The sequence below is a fragment of the Lachnospira sp. CLA-JM-H23 genome (assembly GCF_040096425.1).
Lineage (GTDB): Bacteria > Bacillota > Clostridia > Lachnospirales > Lachnospiraceae > Lachnospira > Lachnospira rogosae.
In genome coordinates, this window is the sequence record NZ_JBBMET010000003.1 from 255,469 (window position 1) to 273,123 (window position 17,655).

Consider the following 17,655-nt stretch of genomic DNA (forward strand, 5'->3'; position numbering starts at 1 on the left):
ACAGGTATTATCTTATTAAAAGATATGCCGTGTATCCTACATATAGAAACACGCATACAATTCCCTCCCATCTGTTCATAGTCTTTTTGGTTCTTGCAAATACATAAAGAATGACTGCTGACACAAGAAGTATTATACAGTCGATAATTGACTCTGATAATACATTCAGCGGGCAGATTGTTGCAGACATTCCTAATATGAATAGTATATTAAAAAGGTTAGAGCCTATGGCATTACCGAGTGCAAGTCCGCTGTCGCCTTTTCGTGTCGCTGTGATAGAGGTAACAAGTTCAGGAAGTGATGTACCAATAGCGATTATTGTAAGTCCTATAAAATTCTCACTGACACCGAAATCTTTAGCGATAAGACAGGCATTATCAACAACAAGTGTTCCACCAAATATTACAGCAATAAGTCCGCCTATGATAAATATAAGACTCTTAGGCAGAGAAAGTATTTTACATTCATCAGCAGTTTCACGGTTTTTAAGTGCTGATATAACCATAACTGCAATGTATACAGCCATACTGATGAGTAAGATTATTCCCTCAATATGGTTAATATGTCTGTCAAGAAGCATAATGCAAAGAATTGCTGTTACGATAATGTTAAGTGGCATATCTCTTTTTAAAATCTCAGGATTAGTCTTAAATCCAGCCATAAATGCACATACACCGACAACGACAAGACCATTAAAAAGGTTAGAACCTATAACATTGCTTATTGCAATATCGTTGCTTCCAGCGAGTGCGGCATTAACACTTACAGAAGCTTCCGGGGCACTTGTTCCCATAGCAACAATCGTCAGTCCTATAATAACGCTTGGTACCTTCATAATTCTTGCAAGTGACGAGCTACCATCTACGAAAAAGTCAGCTCCTTTGATTAACAGCACGAATCCAATGAGTAGTAATAAATATTCCATATTAAGTCCTTTCCTGCGGCAAAAGAAACATTTATTAATCTTTATACAAAAAAAGCCTTTTACCACATCAAAAAAATGATTGATAAAAGTCTCGTTACTCACTAATAATAACCGGCCTTGCAGCGTGATGACGATTATTATTACATCTAAAGATGCTAACTACTCCCTTTGTTAATATAATAGTATATGGACAAATTGTCTGTCAACAACTAATTATAAAATATAAATTGTGAAAGCAATAATGTACTATGAATATAGATAAAAATGTGGTATTATAAAAACATCATTTAAGTATTTGTGACGACAATAGAATATAGAAATCAATGATAAACTAACATCAGTGAAAGGACAATGCATATGCAGGAGTATGATGAATCATTTTTCAGGGCGAAAGCCAACAAAAGAGCAGGTATAACCTGGCTTGCTCTTATTTTTATTGCGACCATATATTATGGTATCAAGACAAAGAATGGGGAAATTGCAAGGGGATATTTTATAGCATTTACAGTAGTAGGCTGGGTTACTTACATAACAGGATATATAGTATCTATGATTAAGGGTAAGGCAGCTAAAGAGTACAAATGGGTATTAGGTATATGTTATCTTTTATTCTACGCTGTTATAGCATGGACAGCACTCGATAAGATTTCTTATATATTTATTCTTCCATTATTATCAATTCTTATATTGTACAAAGATCCTAAGTTTATAAAGATGATTATGTGGTTTACATTGTTTGTATTAATCAGCAGTAATATTTACAAAGGTGTGGCTAAGGGAATGATGGATTTTGTTGCAAGTGAGGAGTGTGCACTTCAGTTTGCGATTGTATTATGTTGTTTTGCTTGTACTAATATGGCGATAAGACATCTGGTTGAGTCAGATGGTGCACTGACGGGGTCGATTGAATCGGAGCTGGCACAGGTTGTACAGACAGTTGAGCAGGTTAAAGATGCAAGTAATTCAATTGTTGATGGTGTTACAGTTGTAAGAGAACTTGCAGATGAGAATAAACAGGGTGCTAACAATGTAGTTAAGGATATGGGAACACTTGCAAAGAACAATGGTATCCTTAATGATAAGACAGTTTCATCAATAGAGATGACTAAGGTTATTGATACTCAGGTGAAAGATGTATCAGATCTTATGGAGGAATTCTCAAAGCTTATTGAGAAGTCAGTTGAACATGCTGACTTAAGTGCTGATGAGCTTACAGAGGTTGTTGAAATTACTAACAGAATGTCAGCATTATCAAGCAAGATTGAGACTATTCTTGAAACATTTAAGAAGGAATTTGAAAATGTTAAGCAGGAGACAAGTACTATTGAAGGAATTACTTCACAGACTAATCTTCTTGCACTTAATGCTTCAATAGAGGCGGCAAGAGCAGGAGAAGCAGGAAAGGGCTTTGCTGTTGTTGCTGACCAGATAAGAAGCTTAAGCAGTGGAACTCAAGACTCTTCTAACAGTATTATGGAAGCACTTTCACATCTTGAGGCTACATCAGATGAAATGCTTCAATCAATTACAGAAACAGTTGAACTTATACAGCTTAACATTGAGAAGGTATCAACAGTTAATAAGTCAGTATCAGATATAACGAGTGATGCAACAAGCCTTGGTGATAATATAAAGGTTGTTGACAGTGCAGTTAAGCAGGTTGAGAATTCTAATGAGACACTTACTGCTAATATGAATCAGGTTGGCGAAATAATGCAGATAATGACAGAGAGCATTAATAATGCAGAACAGACAACTAAGACGATGCTTAGCAAATATGAAGCAAGTGCCAAGAGTGCAACGGATATTGAGTCTGTTGTCGGCGAACTTATGGAAGAACTTGGTATCGGTGGATTTATGAATGTTTCCGATATAAAGAGCGGTATGAAGTTCAGAATGGTTATTGAAGACCAGACTAATGCCAAGGAAGAATACACAGGTGAAGTTGTTGACAGAAAAGACAATAATGTATACATAAATATTAATAACAGAGCAGCATTTGATGATAAGAGAAGAAATCTTAAGTGTTCATTTAACGCTGTTGTAGATAATGTATTATATTGCTGGAATGGTATAGCAATACATAATGTCAAGGCAGGAGAAAAGGGACAGTTCAAGCTTACTATTGATACTAACCCACAGGTATATAACAGAAGAAAGTATCCAAGAATGCCACTTGACAATAAGTGTACAATAAGCGTTGATGGTACAGATATAACATATTATGGACACATGGTTAATATTAGTGCTAATGGTTTTGCTTTTTCAGTTAATGACTCATCGTTTGAAAATATGAAGGGTAAGAATATTGTTATCGAGATTGATAATTTCGATGTTATTAAAGACAAAGAAATACAGGGCTGTATAATAAGATGTTCTAATGATGAGGGTAATTATATTGTCGGCTGTAGAATGCCAGAGGACAGCAATGAGATTAAAGACTATGTAAATAAGAATTATAGTGAGTAATAAAGCAGGAGTTGGTTGTTATGTCAATTAAGTCAGTTGGAATTATAGGTGCAGGTGCGGTAGGTTCTTATGTTATATGGGGACTTTCAGATGTTAAGGATATAAAGCTTGGAGTTATAGCCTCAGGTGAGAGAAATCAAAAGCTTAAGGCTGATGGCTGTAAGATTAATGGTAATGTATACCGTCCAGAAGTATGGACACCTGACGAAGCCAAAGGTGTTGATTTATTGATAGTATCATTAAAATACGGAGCACTTCCAGCGGCACTTGATGATATAAAAGCTGCAACTGGTGATAATACTACAGTTATGAGCCTTATGAATGGCGTGGACAGTGAGGAGATTATTGCTGGTAAGATAGGTTCTTCACATATGCTGTATTCACTTATCAAGGTAGCTTCAGCATATAAAGAAGGAAATGGGTATGTCTTTAATCCAGACACAACTCTTGGAATTATATATGGAGAGCTTAACGCACCATTTGACAGTGAAAGAGTACGTATGGTTAAGGAACTGTTTGAAAGAGGTAATATACATTTTCGGGTAACAAAGCATATTAAAGAGGAGATATGGTGTAAGTTCCGACTTAATGTGTGCAATAATCTTCCGCAGGCTATTCTTGGGGCAGGTGTTGGCTGTTACAGGGATAGTGTTCATATGAAGGCAATCAGTGAAGGTCTTCGTAAGGAGCTTGAGGCAGTTGCACTTGCAAAAGGAATTGACATAAGCATTGTTGAGGGTTCTTCCGGCAGGGGCAGTGCAGTCCTTCCAACAGCGAGATATTCAACATTGCAGGATATTGATGCCAAAAGACATACGGAGATAGATATGTTTTCAGGTGCATTAATGAGAATGGGAAAAGAGCTTGGAATTCCTACACCATATAATGAGTACACTTATCATATGATAAAAGCTATTGAAGAAAAGAACGATGGCAGATTTAATTACAATAGTGATAATGAAGAGCTTACATGGGCGAAATAGTTATGACTGAGAAAGAAAAGAAGAATTCGTGAGTACTAAGAATAAAAGGTCTTTTTCTGATTACAGAAGAAGACCTTTTAAGTATTTATTTTATTAAAGATAAAACTCCAGTTGATACAAGCTTGGTTACAAGCTTAGCCATTTCGCGTGGGGACTCAGGATTATCGCTTGAGAGCCACTGTTCGATAAGACCGACACAGCCGTAAAGTATAAAATTACCGTAATATTTACAGTTAATTGAAAGTTCAGGCGATAATTTACTGATTTCGGTCTGTATGCAGTACATATTATAAAGCTGGTGTATTTTCATAATAAATGAAATGTCACCATTAGGACCTATAAGCACGCGGAAAAGTTCGGCATTATCGCTTACAAATTCAAATATATCTAAGAATAAAGGATAAGGAAAATCCTTTGTATTCCTAGCATTATATTTTTGAAATATCTGTATGAACTTGTCGCTAAGCTCCTGTTCTATAGAGGCGAGCATATCGTATATATCTTTGTAATGCAGATAAAACGTGCCCCTGTTAATATCTGCCAGTTCACATAATTCCTTTACAGTTATGTCTTTGATGTTTTTTTGTTTCATCAGAGTGGAAAGGCTGTGAATAAGCAGTGTTTTAGTTCTCATTACACGTCTGTCTATATTATTTTCCATATATTACCCTTTCTTAAATCTTTCTTAATTAATTGACATATATCAACACAATGTCTATTAATCAACACTTTGTGCAAAACTGATTATTGAGCAAATATTATATGATAATTATAATTATTCTATAAAAATAATCAACACTATGTTTATAAACACAATAAGCAAAATGAAGAAAGGACGGTACATTTAAGAAACTGATTAATAATTAAAGTTTATTGAAGATTATTAGGATATTTAGTGAATTATATGTACAGAAGAATTTATGAAGGAAAAAGAAGAAAAGCAAAAGGGTAATTTTTGGCTTACGGCAGCCACATTTATTGTGAATAAACGTAAAGCAATAGAAATTCTTTTTATTCTTGCGATTATTTATAGTGTGTTATCTATCAATAAAGTACAGGTCAATCAGGATATTACATCATACCTGCCAGCCGATAGTGAGACAAGACAGGGATTGTCTATTATGGACGAACAGTTTGTTACATATGGCAGTGCTAAGGTTATGCTTACCAATGTCACCTATAATCAGGCAGACGAGCTTGTAAGCGAACTTGAGGACATTGATGGAGTTAAGCAGGTAACATTTGATGACTCATCAGACCATTATAAAGGTACAGATGCTTTGTTTGATATTACATTTGATGGAACGGAAGATGAGGATATAAGCAAACAGGCATTGAATGATGTCAAGGATACGTTATCAGATTATGACGTATATGTTTCAACGGAGGTTGGTTCGGAAGAAGATAGTGCGGAATCACTGTCAAAGGATATGAACATTATTCTTGTACTGGCAGTAATTATTATAGTAGTTGTGTTAATGCTTTCAACAAAGGCATATCTGCAAATTCCAGTATTACTCATAACATTTGGTGTTGCGGCAATTCTTAATATGGGAACTAATTACTGGTTCGGTACTATTTCGTCTATCACCAACTCGATAGCAGTAGTGTTACAGCTTGCACTGGCTATTGACTATGCGATTATTCTCTGCGACAGATTTATGGAGGAGCACGAAACGCTTAATGCAGAAGAAGCGGTAAAGGTTGCACTCTCAAAGGCTATTCCAGAGATTAGTTCATCATCACTTACAACTGTATCAGGTATGGTTGCAATGATGTTTATGCAGTTCAGGCTTGGTTATGATATGGGTATTATATTGGTTAAGGCCATTATTATAAGTCTTATATCAGTATTCTTTCTTATGCCGGGAGTGCTGCTTATATTTGCCAAGGGAATTGATAATACACATCACAAATGTTATGTGCCAAAGATTACAATTGTTGGTAAATTTGCTAATAAGACCAAATATATAATTCCACCTTTATTTATAGTATTTCTTATAGCAGCAGCTATATTTTCAAATAACTGCCAGTATATTTATGATACAAGCTCAATTGTGAGTGCGAAAAAGAGTAATGCTAAAATAGCAGAAGAAAGAATAGAGGATACATTTGGCAAGAGCAACCAGTTAGTTGTTATGGTGCCAAAGGGCGATTATGAGTCAGAGAAGAGAGTGTTAGGCAAATTAGATAATCTAAGCTATGTTACATCAACACTTGGTCTTGCAAATGTGTCAATTAATGATGATTATGTGCTTACGGATAAGTTAAATCCAAGGCAATTTGCTGAATTGATTGATATAGACAGAGAAGTAGTTGATGTGCTTTATATGGCATATGCTTATAATCAGGAGCAGTATGGTCCTGTATTTACAGGAGTTAATGATTATGAGGTTCCTATTATTGATATGTTCTTATTCCTTTATGACCAGTATAAGGAAGGTTATGTAACATTAGATAGAGATTTGGACGATAAGCTTAATACATTATATGATACACTCCACGATGCACAGTTACAGCTTCAGGGAAGCGATTATTCAAGATTTGTGCTTAACCTTTCACTTCCTGTAGAAGGTCAGGAAACATACGATGCATTGGAGGAAATCCGTGGTATTGCAGCTCAGTATTATGGCACAGATAATGTAGTCCTTGTTGGTAATTCTACAAGTGACCACGATCTTGAGTCATCATTTGCATCAGATAATATTATTATAAGCGTACTTACTGCACTTTTTGTTATGATAATTCTGTTCTTTACATTCCAGTCAGCAGGACTTCCAGTGCTTCTTGTTCTTACTATTCAGGGAAGTATATGGATTAACTTTGCTGTACCGGCATTGCAGGGGCAGACAGTATTCTTTATTGCATACCTGATTGTATCAGCAATACAGATGGGTGCTACAATAGATTATGCGATTGTTATATCTAACAGGTATTTGCAGTTAAAGAAGGAAATGCAGCTTAAAGATGCAATGATTGAGACACTTAACCAGTCATTCCCAACAATATTTACATCAGGTTCAATTCTTACTTGTGCAGGCTTCCTTATAGGTGAGATTGCCTCAGATGCGACAGTTGCTTCAATAGGTGTTGCACTTGGACGAGGTACATTAATATCAATTATCCTTGTATTATTCGTGCTTCCACAGATACTTTTACTTGGAGATATTATTATCGAAAAGACAGCTCTTACAATGAATATTGCAAGACCACAGAAAGAAGTTGCCGGCAGGGTAAGAGTTACAGGACACGTCAAAGGTTATGTACAGGGTGAGATTGATGCTGACATACAGGGAACATTCCAGGGACAGATGAAGGTATCAGTTGATTCAGTAATTCCAGGACGTCAGGGACAGGTTACATATGATAATACAGAGAAAGGAGATGAGCAGTAATGGTAAAGCTTAATACAAAATTTAATAAAATACTTGCAGTAATGCTGTCACTGCTCATTATCTTTGCGGCATTTGGAAATATTATTCCATATGTGGTACAGGCAGAGGAAGCTGACAGTGATGTTATAGTAATTTCCAGTGCCAGGGAACTTATTGAATTTGCCAATAACTGTAAATATGACAGTTACAGCAGGGGCAGGACAGTAAGACTTGCTACAGATATCAATTTATCTAATACAGATTTTAATGGAATACCATATTTTGATGGAACATTTGATGGTGCTAACCATACTATAAGAAGCTTTAATGTCGATTATAAGGGTTCAGATTATGGCTTTTTCCGTTACCTTGGAGAAAATGCTTATGTATGCAATTTTAGTGTATCAGGAAGCGTTAATACATCTGGTTCACAGAAGAATATAGGAGGAATTGCCGGTGTTAATTATGGTACAATAACTAACTGCACATTTTATGGAAAAGTCAATGGTACAACATATGTAGGTGCAATTGCAGGAATTAATAAGCCGGGTGCTAATATAACTAACTGTCTTAGTGATGCTGTTGTTACAGCGACTAACCAGACAGGTGGAATAGCAGGCAAGAATGAAGGACTTATAAGTGAATGTGTATCAAGAAGCCGCGTTAATACAGATGAATTAGATTCATCATTTGATGTCGGTGGAGTTGATGTTGGAACATTTAATATTACACAGCACGTTGTAGACCGTAACGATATGGGTGGAATAGCAGGTAATTCATCTGGTGTTATTTCATCGTGTACAAATTATGGAACAATTGGATATAACCATACAGGTTATAATGTTGGTGGTATAGCAGGAAGCCAGAATGGAAAGATACTTAACTGTACCAACGAAGGCGATATATACGGCAGAAAAGATGTCGGCGGTATTGTCGGACAGGCAGAGCCTTATATAGAGTCTGAATATTTACAGGACAGAATTGATACAATTCAGGGCTCTGTTAATAATATAAGCAATACATTAAACAGCTTGTCAGATTCAATGAGCAGTGCTTCATCTAAGACAAGAGATTATGCAGAAAGCATTACGAACCAGTATAAGGAAGATGTTGATGTATTATCGGACTCTTTAAAGGAAGTATCTGACTCTATGCATGATAACCCTGATACAAGAGAGTATTTTGACAATATTAATAATGCACTTAATAAGATAAAAGACATTCAGGGTGATGATAAAATTTTATCAGACTCCCAGAAAGATGCTATTGATGAGCAGTGGGATATCATTAATGATAATCTTAAGGACATCAGTAACACAATGGCAGATTCGAGTGATACAGCAGGAGATTTTGTGAAAGATGTATCAGACCAGCTTGGAACAGGCAATATTACAGGAGATATTCAGGGGATTGTAAATGTTCTTGATGAACAGATACAGAATATTTCTGACAGTATCAATACCATTTCTTCACAGATTAACAATATAGGAAGTACAGTGAATGATACAGCACAGCTTGTTACAAGTGATGACAGTCATATAGAAGATATTTCCACGGCGGAAAATGCAAAGAATACAGACGGTGTTATAACTAAATCAGTGAACAGGGGAACTGTATACGGTGACCTTAATGTAGGTGGAATAACAGGAACTATGAACATTGAATATGATGTAGACCCTGAGTATGATCTGGATTTAAGAAGTTCAACAAATGTCAAGCTCCGTTCAACAGTCAATGACATAGTAATGTACTGTGTTAATTATGGAGAGGTTACTTCCAGAAAAGATTGTGCAGGCGGAATAACTGGTTTGCAGGAATTAGGACTTATATATGGCTGCGAGGGCTATGGAAGTGTTAAGTCTGAAACTGGTGATTACGCAGGTGGAATAGCTGGTAACAGTGTCAGTTCAGTATCAGATAATTACAGCCTTTGCAATGTTGAAAGTGACAGTTATGCAGGTGGAATATGCGGACAGGGATACACAGTTAAGAATAATGTGTCCATTGCAACAATCAGCGGTGATGGTGAGAAAAAAGGTGTGATTGCCGGAACTACTGATTCAGAAGGAAGCGTAAGAAATAACATATTTGTGAGTGACATTTTAGGTGGCATAGATGATATTAATTATAGCGGTATTGCTGATAAGGTGACTTATGATTATGTTATGTCACTTGATAATATTCCAGAAGGCTTTCATCAGATAACAATAACATTTAAAGCTGATGATTACGTTGCTGGAACTAAGGTAATAGCCTACAATGGCAATATTACAACATCAGACCTGCCATCAATACCAAAGAAAGACGGATATTATGGCGAATGGCCGGCAGATATTACAGTAAGTCCTATAACACAGAATAAAGTTGTTGAGGCAGAATATCACCTCTGGACAGAAAGTCTTGCATCTAATGAGAAAAATGCAGATGGCAAAATATTATTCCTTGCAGAAGGTAAGTTCTACAACGATGACAAGCTTGTAACCAGGACTTGTGACATAAGCGGTCTGTCAGGAGATGTAGTATATGCTTATAGCTGGCAGATATTAAGCTCTCACACAAGCCAGCAGGATACTGTTACAGGGCATTTTCTTGTAGAAGATAGTGATGGCAGCAATGAAATATGGTATGTAGATAAAGACGGCAACAACTGGGTCAAAGCAGACGCGAAAAAGAACGGCAGTTACATAACAGCCGTAATCCCATACGAAGCCGATTTTGCCCTTATACACAAGAGCTCCAACAAAATAATCTACTACATAGCCGCCGCCACTATAGCCATAATACTCCTTGCCACAATAATAATAATAAAGCGCAAGAAAACCAAACCAACAGTCAAGCAATAACAAAAAAATCACATATAACATATGAAAAAATGCTCCCATCCAGCTAACAGGTAAATCCCAATTCACCAATCATCTGGAAAGGGGCATTTTTAAATATCATACCAAAGCGAATAATATACGATATAGTCATAACACTCTACAGAGTTCATCTACAAAGAACAGTGTCCACACGTCACAACAATCTGCACCAAGTTGCGAGCCTATGCTATATTGCAAGCTGGGTACTGTTGAAGCCGCCGGTACTTAGCGGCTGTCCTTTAGCCGCTTAGTATCCGCTGCGGTTTCAAGTAGCGGGAGCGTGCCCAGCGGTAATATAGCAGAGCCTCGCAACGTCCGTTAGTAATAGCTGTCCGTCATTCATCACTGTTTTTTGGAATTACTCTAACACAAGTAAAAGCGCCATCTTAAACTTTCCATTAGCTGTCACGCTATGAAGTCCATTTTTTTCAAAACGGAAACATTCACCTTCTGAAAGCTCATAATCTTTACCTTCATATCCTATAGTTGCCTTGCCTTCAAGTGCAAATACAATAGCATTACCAGGTGCTCTGTGAGGTGTAAGACCTGTTCCCTCATCAAATGCCATAAGGACATACTTCATATCAGGAGTGCTTACCACGTCCATATTGGCAATACTGCCTTCTTCGTAAGATATAAGGTTCTTAAGTGCAAATACTTCATTAGTTTTTACATTAGCGTTCATATTAATATCCTTTCCTGTACATATAATTTCTGTATACACAATTCCGTTAGATGTCTGCATTCCACATAATGTACCAGCTGGTACAATAAGTAGTTCATCTGGCTGTAATTTAATAATCTCTGGTTCTTCTCCAATAATGAATTCTCCCCAGCCGGAAGCTCCAATATACATAGTCATTCTGTCATAGCTTTCCTGACTTATGGAAGTATCCTTTCCCATAGAGAAGTAAGTTACTTTGGTAGAATTGCCAAGCTTGGAATCTCTTGAGATAGTCATACCATTTCTTATCGGGCGAAGTTCTTCAATACTAAATTTCATAATCCTCCAATCTGATGAATAGGGTACATCTAATAGGTGTGGTTGTATAATAATTCTTGTTACAATTTAGAATATAACTTATAATTGTATAAATGGGAAGTACGCATATTTAGGTTATATACTTTCCTTTAGGTTAGCGTGGTGTGAAAAAATTCCGGGGAGGGGTAATGGCGGACGGACGTTGTGGAGGACGTGTTGTATTACCGCTGGGCACGCTCTCGCTACTTGAAACCGTAGCGGTACTAAGCGGCTAAAGGACAGCCGCTAAGTTTTTTGATAACTTAGGAAGGAGTTGGATTTATGAAAGAGATGTGTAGTTTGTGTTGTCAGACGGGGGAGGGGATTGGTGATACGGATTTTGGGTATACTTTGTCGCTTATAAGTGGGAAGTATAAGCTTGTGATTATGTACTGGCTGGCTAATCATAAGGAGGTTATGAGGTATAGTGAGATTAAAAGATGTATGGGAAATATATCACATAAGACACTTAGTGCCACATTAAAGGAGATGGAGGCGGACAGGCTTATTGTAAGAAAAGAGTATCCTCAAATTCCACCAAAAGTAGAGTACAGCCTGTCAGAAAGAGGAAAGTCTTTAGTACCGGTTCTTGTTGCAATGTGCAAGTGGGGCGGAGAGCACAGAGATGATAAATAAATATATTGACATTTTATTAACTGTGTATTATTGTACTAATAGAGTAATACAATAATACAATGTAAGGCACATATATTGTTTATGCATTACTACCATATGGGAATTATCAATATTGATTATAAGCAGGAGGAATAAGTTATGAGTTGGAACTTTAGTAACGATGTCCCTATATATCTGCAAATAATGGAGCATTTTAAAGTTCAGATAGCCAGCGGAAAGCTTGAGGTCGGCGATAAGATTCCGCCGGTGAGGGAGCTGGCATTGGAGGCAGGAGTTAATCCTAACACAATGCAGAAGGCTTTATCAGAGCTTGAAAGAGAAGGTTATCTTGAATCACAGAGAACATCTGGAAGATTCGTTGCAGACAGAGGTAAACAGATAGACAGGTTAAAGCAGGATATGGCTCTGGAGCTTTGTGAGAGCTTTCATAATGGAATGAAAAAGATAGGTTTTACTCCAGAAGAAGCAATTGCAGAGTATAAGGAATATATCAGCCGTATAGAGGAATAAAAGTTATAACAGGGAAATTATAACAGTGCTTTAATTTATCTTGGAATGGAGGATATATGAGCAATTTGGTGGAGATTAAAGAATTAGGCAAATGCTATGGCAAGAAAAAGGTTATGAATAATCTGTCACTTTCCCTGGAAAGTGGCAGGATTGTAGGAATATTAGGTCCTAACGGAAGTGGCAAGAGTACACTTATTAAGATGATGGCAGGCGTGCTTAAGCCAACTTCAGGACAGATTATAATTAATGGGTATCCGGTTGGTGTTAATACTAAGAAGATAGTGTCATATCTTCCAGAAAGAACATACCTTAATCCATCTATGAAGGTAAAGGAAGCAGTTGATTATTTTGCGGATTTCTATGAGGACTTTTCCAAGCAGAAAGCACTTGATATGCTTGAGAAGTTCGGAATTAATGAGCAGGATAAGATAAAGTCACTTTCTAAGGGAACAAGGGAGAAGGTGCAGATAGTTCTTGTTATGAGCAGGGAAGCAAAGCTGTATCTTTTAGATGAGCCTATGGGAGGTGTTGACCCTGCGGCAAGAGACTACATTTTACGGACAATAATAAGCAATTATAATGAAGATGCGACAGTTGTTATAACAACACATCTTATCAGTGATATAGAAAATGTTCTTGACGAGGTTGTATTTATAAAACAGGGCGAGGTATATCTTAAGGAGTCAGTTGATGATATAAGAACCAAATACAATAAGAGTGTTGACGCATTATTCAGGGAGGTGTTCGTATGTTATTAACAGCAGGCAGATTAATAAAATATGATTTGAAAGAATTATTTAAAAAGCACATTGCATTATATATAGTTACATTACTTGCAGCATTTGGGTGCTGGGCATTACATATGTTGTCAGAATATGTTCCGGATAATGGCATTACACCAGTGGCATATCCGGTTATGATAGCAGTTTATGTAATTGTATGCGTAGTTTTATTTATTGTAAGCATAGTATTTGTGATATTATATTTTAGAAGAAGCACGTTAAAAGATGAGGGCTATCTTACCCACACACTTCCAGTTCCTGTATGGCTTATATATGTATGCAAGCTTATATCAGGATATATTATATATCTTGTTAATTTTGTAGTGATTATTGTTTCTGTATGTATATCAATTGCAAGGGTGGACTGGATATGGAGAGTGCCAGAGAGTATTAATGAGCAGTTAAATGTGTTAGGATATAAAGGCAGTTTCTGCACATTAATAATTATATTGATTATATTGTCAGGGATATATATGTATGCAATGTTCTTTTTCTGTATGTGTATGGGATATACAGCCAATGGCAACAGGGATGCATTCTCATTTGTAACATATATTGCAGTGTATATTGTTGGACAGATATTGAATGTTATTGTGCTTTTACTTACGCCAATAAAGGGGAATGGTAATATGTTTGAAGAGATGATTAAGGAATCTGTAACGGGAAGTGATGTGGCATTTACGTTTGAAGAATTCGGACATATTATGACAGGTTCGGTTGTGGTGTCAGTAGTTATGTTTATTGCGTTTGTGGTTGCCTCAATATATATACTTGATAAGAAATTAAATTTAGAATAGTGATTTAAGGGCTTGGATTTCGGGTAACTATTAATTGCTTAGGGAGCAGTATTATGGCAAGAAGTACGGATTTGACAAAAGGAAATATAACGAGAGGCTTATGGGGATTTGCACTTCCTCTTATGTTAGGAAATGTATTACAGCAGCTTTACAATCTTGTAGATACGTGGGTTGTTGGACGATATGTAGGTGATAATGCACTGGCGGCAGTAGGTTCGTCATATACGCTTATGACATTTCTTACATCAGTAATTATAGGCTTGTGTCTTGGCAGCAGTTCATTTGTGTCTATGGCATATGGCAGAAAAGATGTTAAGGCTATCCGTAATGGAATATTCTTATCATCATCTATGATAGGTGCAATTGCTGTTGTGATTATGGCATTGTTCTATATATTAGTTGATAAGATTATATTACTTTTGCAGGTTCCGTATGAAATTGCCGGAGATATGAAAGAATATCTTATATATGTGTTTATAGGTTTTATTGCAATATACATATATAATTATGTGTCTAATATATTAAGGGGAATTGGCAATTCGGTAGTTCCCCTTGTATTTCTATCAGTGTCTGTTGTGCTTAATATATTTTTAGATATATTGTTTGTGGCAGGTTTTAATATGGGAATTAAGGGTGCGGCAGCAGCAACAGTGATAGCACAGTATATATCTGGAATAGGAATATTTATATATATGATTGCGGCTTATCCTGAATACAGGATACATAAAGATGATATGCAGTTTAATAAAGAGAATATAACGAATATATTTTCTTTATCAGGCTTTACCTGTCTTCAGCAGTCAGTTATGAATTTTGGAATATTATGCGTACAGGGAATAGTAAACAGTTTTGGTACAGTGATTATGGCAGCATTTGCAGTGGCTGTAAAGATAGATACCATAGCATATATGCCGGTACAGGATTTTGGAAATGCGTTTTCAGTATTTGTTGCACAGAATTACGGGGCAGGGCAGAGACAGCGTATTAAGAAAGGGATAAAGCAGTCAGTAGTAAGCGTTATTATATTCTGCGTGTGCATAAGTGCGGTTGTATGTGGATTTGCAGGCACATTTATGGGCATATTTGTTGATAATTCCAGCGTGGACGTAATTAATGCGGGAGCTGTGTATCTTAGAATAGAGGGAACATTTTATATAGGAATTGGAATATTATTTATGCTGTATGGCTATTACAGGGCAATCAATAAGCCGATGATGTCAGTTGTGCTTACAGTGATATCACTTGGAACAAGAGTTGTGCTTGCATACACTTTATCTGGAATATCAGCAATCGGGGTTATTGGAATTTGGGTGGCTATTCCTATCGGCTGGTTCTTAGCAGATGCGGCAGGGATTATTTATTACATTTTTAAAGCAGGGAAAAGCCACATATAAGTGTGACATAAGCGTGGCAGAAATGTGAGCGGAAATGGAGAAGAATAATGAGCAGGATATTAGTTGTTGAGGATGATGAGGTATTACGAAATGAGCTTATTGAACTTTTGCGTAATGAAGGATATGAGGCAGAATATATAAGTACATTTTCAGATACGGCAGGACAGATTATAAAATCAAAGCCAGATCTTGTGCTTCTGGATATTAACATTCCAGAGCTTAACGGAGAGCTTGTATTAAGAAAGTTAAGAAAAGAGACGGATATACCGGTAATTATGGTGACGAGCAGAACATCAGAGAGTGATGAGGTGCTGTCAATGAGTTATGGGGCAGATGATTATATAACCAAGCCATATAACCCGACAATACTTATGCTTAGAATATCTGCTGTAATAAAGAGGACAAGAAAGCAGGACAGCAGTGAGGCAGATACAGGTGAGAAGGGAATATACCAGTATAGGCAAGCAGCTGTTAATACTGCGAAAGGAACATTAAGCCGTGGGGAGAAAGAGCTCGTGCTTACCAAGAATGAGATGATAATATTCTTAAGTCTGCTTAACAATATAGGAAAGATTGTATCAAGAGATGAACTTATGACGGCACTGTGGGATAACGAGGAATATATTAATGATAATGCACTCACTGTTAATATAAGCAGGTTAAGAGCGAAGCTTTCGGATTTCGGATACGAAGATGCGATAGAAACAAGAAAGAAACAGGGGTATTGTTTTGTATGAAATTAAAAGAATATATAAAAGATGAGTTGTTTAAAATTATACTTATTATTGTATATATAATACTTATATGTGGGCTTCTGTGTGCATTTAACTTCGGAGTACAGATGGCGGCACTTATGGCTGTACTTGCAGCCATATTTTTTATTATAATGTTCATATGGGATTTTTGCAGAAAACGGAATTTCTATAACAGTCTTATTGATAATACACAGAGGATTGATAAGAAATATCTTGTTATTGAAACACTGGATGAGCCGGAATTCTATGAGGGAAACCTTGTGTATACAGCGATGTATGACATTAATAAATCTATGATTGAGCATATTAACCAGTACGAGAGGGGACAGCAGGATTTTAAAGATTTCATAGAAATGTGGGTTCACGAGATAAAGCTTCCAATAGCAAGCCTTACGCTTATGTGCCACAATGACAAAGAGCATATAGATAAGAAATTTATTACACAGCTTAACAGGCTTGATGATTATGCAGACAATGTACTTTATTATGTGAGGTCAGAAAATGCAGAGAAAGACTACTCATTTGGAAAAGTTAATCTCAAAACAATTATTAACAAGACAGCAGTTAAGAATAAAGACATAATATTAAGCAACAACATAAGTCTTAATGTCCACGACATAGATACTTATGTTAATACTGATGCCAAATGGCTTGAATTCATAGTCAACCAGATTATAAGCAACAGTATTAAATACAAAAAGACATCAGGAGAGGCTTATATCGAAGTATATTCAGAGCAAAGACAGGACAGTGGCACAGACAAAGTGGGGCAGGCTGTGCTTCATATAAAGGATAACGGAATTGGAATACCAGCTAAAGATATAGATAAAGTATTCATTAAATCTTATACAGGTTCTAACGGAAGAAATAACGCCAAATCAACAGGAATGGGCTTGTATATTGCTAAAAATATGTGTGGCAAGCTTGGACATAATATAGAGATAAAGTCAATTGAGGGAGAATATACAGAGGTTGAAATAATATTTTACGGGGACAGCTATTACAACCCGGTTAATATTGAAAAGACTGATATTACACAAAGTTGATATTATAGAAAACTGATATTTAAAAAGTTAATATTATAGAAAGCTAATATTACAAAAATGTAACATTGCGTAATATTAGAATTACGACAGATAACAAAATCC

The 17,655-nt window shown here is 36.4% G+C and carries 14 protein-coding genes; 11 read left to right on the plus strand and 3 right to left on the minus strand.

The annotated features are described in order from the left end of the window. Positions 1-7: 7 nt before the first annotated feature. Positions 8-925: a calcium/sodium antiporter gene (locus WMO42_RS05720; protein ID WP_022501949.1), complete on the minus strand. Its 918-nt coding sequence runs from the start codon at positions 923-925 to the stop codon at positions 8-10. Positions 926-1,282: 357 nt separating this feature from the next. Between WMO42_RS05720 and WMO42_RS05725 the strand changes: the two genes are divergently transcribed. Together WMO42_RS05725 and WMO42_RS05730 are read left to right on the plus strand one after the other, a co-directional pair. Then, positions 1,283-3,394 carry a methyl-accepting chemotaxis protein gene (locus WMO42_RS05725; protein WP_055306227.1) on the plus strand — a complete coding sequence of 704 codons (2,112 nt, stop codon included), beginning with the start codon at positions 1,283-1,285 and terminating at the stop codon, positions 3,392-3,394. Between the two features lie 20 nt (positions 3,395-3,414). Continuing rightward, a complete protein-coding gene (locus WMO42_RS05730; RefSeq protein ID WP_055306226.1) occupies positions 3,415-4,377 on the plus strand; it encodes a 2-dehydropantoate 2-reductase in 963 nt (320 codons plus the stop codon). Positions 4,378-4,462: 85 nt separating this feature from the next. Here WMO42_RS05730 and WMO42_RS05735 read toward each other — a convergent pair whose 3' ends face one another. Beyond that, entirely contained in the window at positions 4,463-5,038 is a 576-nt protein-coding gene (locus tag WMO42_RS05735) for a TetR/AcrR family transcriptional regulator (protein ID WP_055306225.1), read from the minus strand. Positions 5,039-5,297: 259 nt separating this feature from the next. Between WMO42_RS05735 and WMO42_RS05740 the strand changes: the two genes are divergently transcribed. Then, positions 5,298-7,772, plus strand: coding sequence for an MMPL family transporter (locus tag WMO42_RS05740; RefSeq protein WP_055306224.1), 2,475 nt, complete (start codon positions 5,298-5,300; stop codon positions 7,770-7,772). Further along, positions 7,772-10,594 carry a methyl-accepting chemotaxis protein gene (locus WMO42_RS05745; protein WP_055306223.1) on the plus strand — a complete coding sequence of 941 codons (2,823 nt, stop codon included), beginning with the start codon at positions 7,772-7,774 and terminating at the stop codon, positions 10,592-10,594. Before WMO42_RS05740 ends, WMO42_RS05745 begins: the two co-directional genes overlap by 1 nt. Before the next feature lie 376 nt (positions 10,595-10,970). On the opposite strand, the gene WMO42_RS05750 is transcribed toward WMO42_RS05745, so the two are convergent. Further along, positions 10,971-11,615, minus strand: a complete 645-nt coding sequence (locus WMO42_RS05750; protein ID WP_055306222.1) for a cupin domain-containing protein — start codon at positions 11,613-11,615, stop codon at positions 10,971-10,973. Positions 11,616-11,915: 300 nt separating this feature from the next. Between WMO42_RS05750 and WMO42_RS05755 the strand changes: the two genes are divergently transcribed. From WMO42_RS05755 to WMO42_RS05785, 7 genes are all read left to right on the plus strand, one after another. Continuing rightward, a complete protein-coding gene (locus WMO42_RS05755) occupies positions 11,916-12,269 on the plus strand; it encodes a helix-turn-helix domain-containing protein (protein ID WP_242854082.1) in 354 nt (117 codons plus the stop codon). 138 nt (positions 12,270-12,407) lie between these two features. After that, positions 12,408-12,779, plus strand: coding sequence for a GntR family transcriptional regulator (locus tag WMO42_RS05760; protein WP_055174003.1), 372 nt, complete (start codon positions 12,408-12,410; stop codon positions 12,777-12,779). Between the two features lie 56 nt (positions 12,780-12,835). Further along, positions 12,836-13,537, plus strand: coding sequence for an ABC transporter ATP-binding protein (locus WMO42_RS05765; RefSeq protein ID WP_055306220.1), 702 nt, complete (start codon positions 12,836-12,838; stop codon positions 13,535-13,537). Beyond that, complete coding sequence (locus WMO42_RS05770; protein ID WP_055306219.1) at positions 13,528-14,358, plus strand: hypothetical protein; 831 nt, start codon at positions 13,528-13,530, stop codon at positions 14,356-14,358. Before WMO42_RS05765 ends, WMO42_RS05770 begins: the two co-directional genes overlap by 10 nt. A gap of 53 nt (positions 14,359-14,411) precedes the next feature. Then, positions 14,412-15,752 (plus strand): MATE family efflux transporter, encoded by a 1,341-nt coding sequence (locus WMO42_RS05775; RefSeq protein ID WP_055306218.1) that lies wholly within the window; start codon positions 14,412-14,414, stop codon positions 15,750-15,752. Positions 15,753-15,799: 47 nt separating this feature from the next. Continuing rightward, complete coding sequence (locus WMO42_RS05780; RefSeq protein ID WP_349191782.1) at positions 15,800-16,489, plus strand: response regulator transcription factor; 690 nt, start codon at positions 15,800-15,802, stop codon at positions 16,487-16,489. Further along, a complete protein-coding gene (locus WMO42_RS05785) occupies positions 16,486-17,553 on the plus strand; it encodes a sensor histidine kinase (RefSeq protein WP_349191783.1) in 1,068 nt (355 codons plus the stop codon). The genes WMO42_RS05780 and WMO42_RS05785 overlap by 4 nt, the downstream gene beginning before the upstream one ends. Positions 17,554-17,655 lie beyond the last annotated feature (102 nt).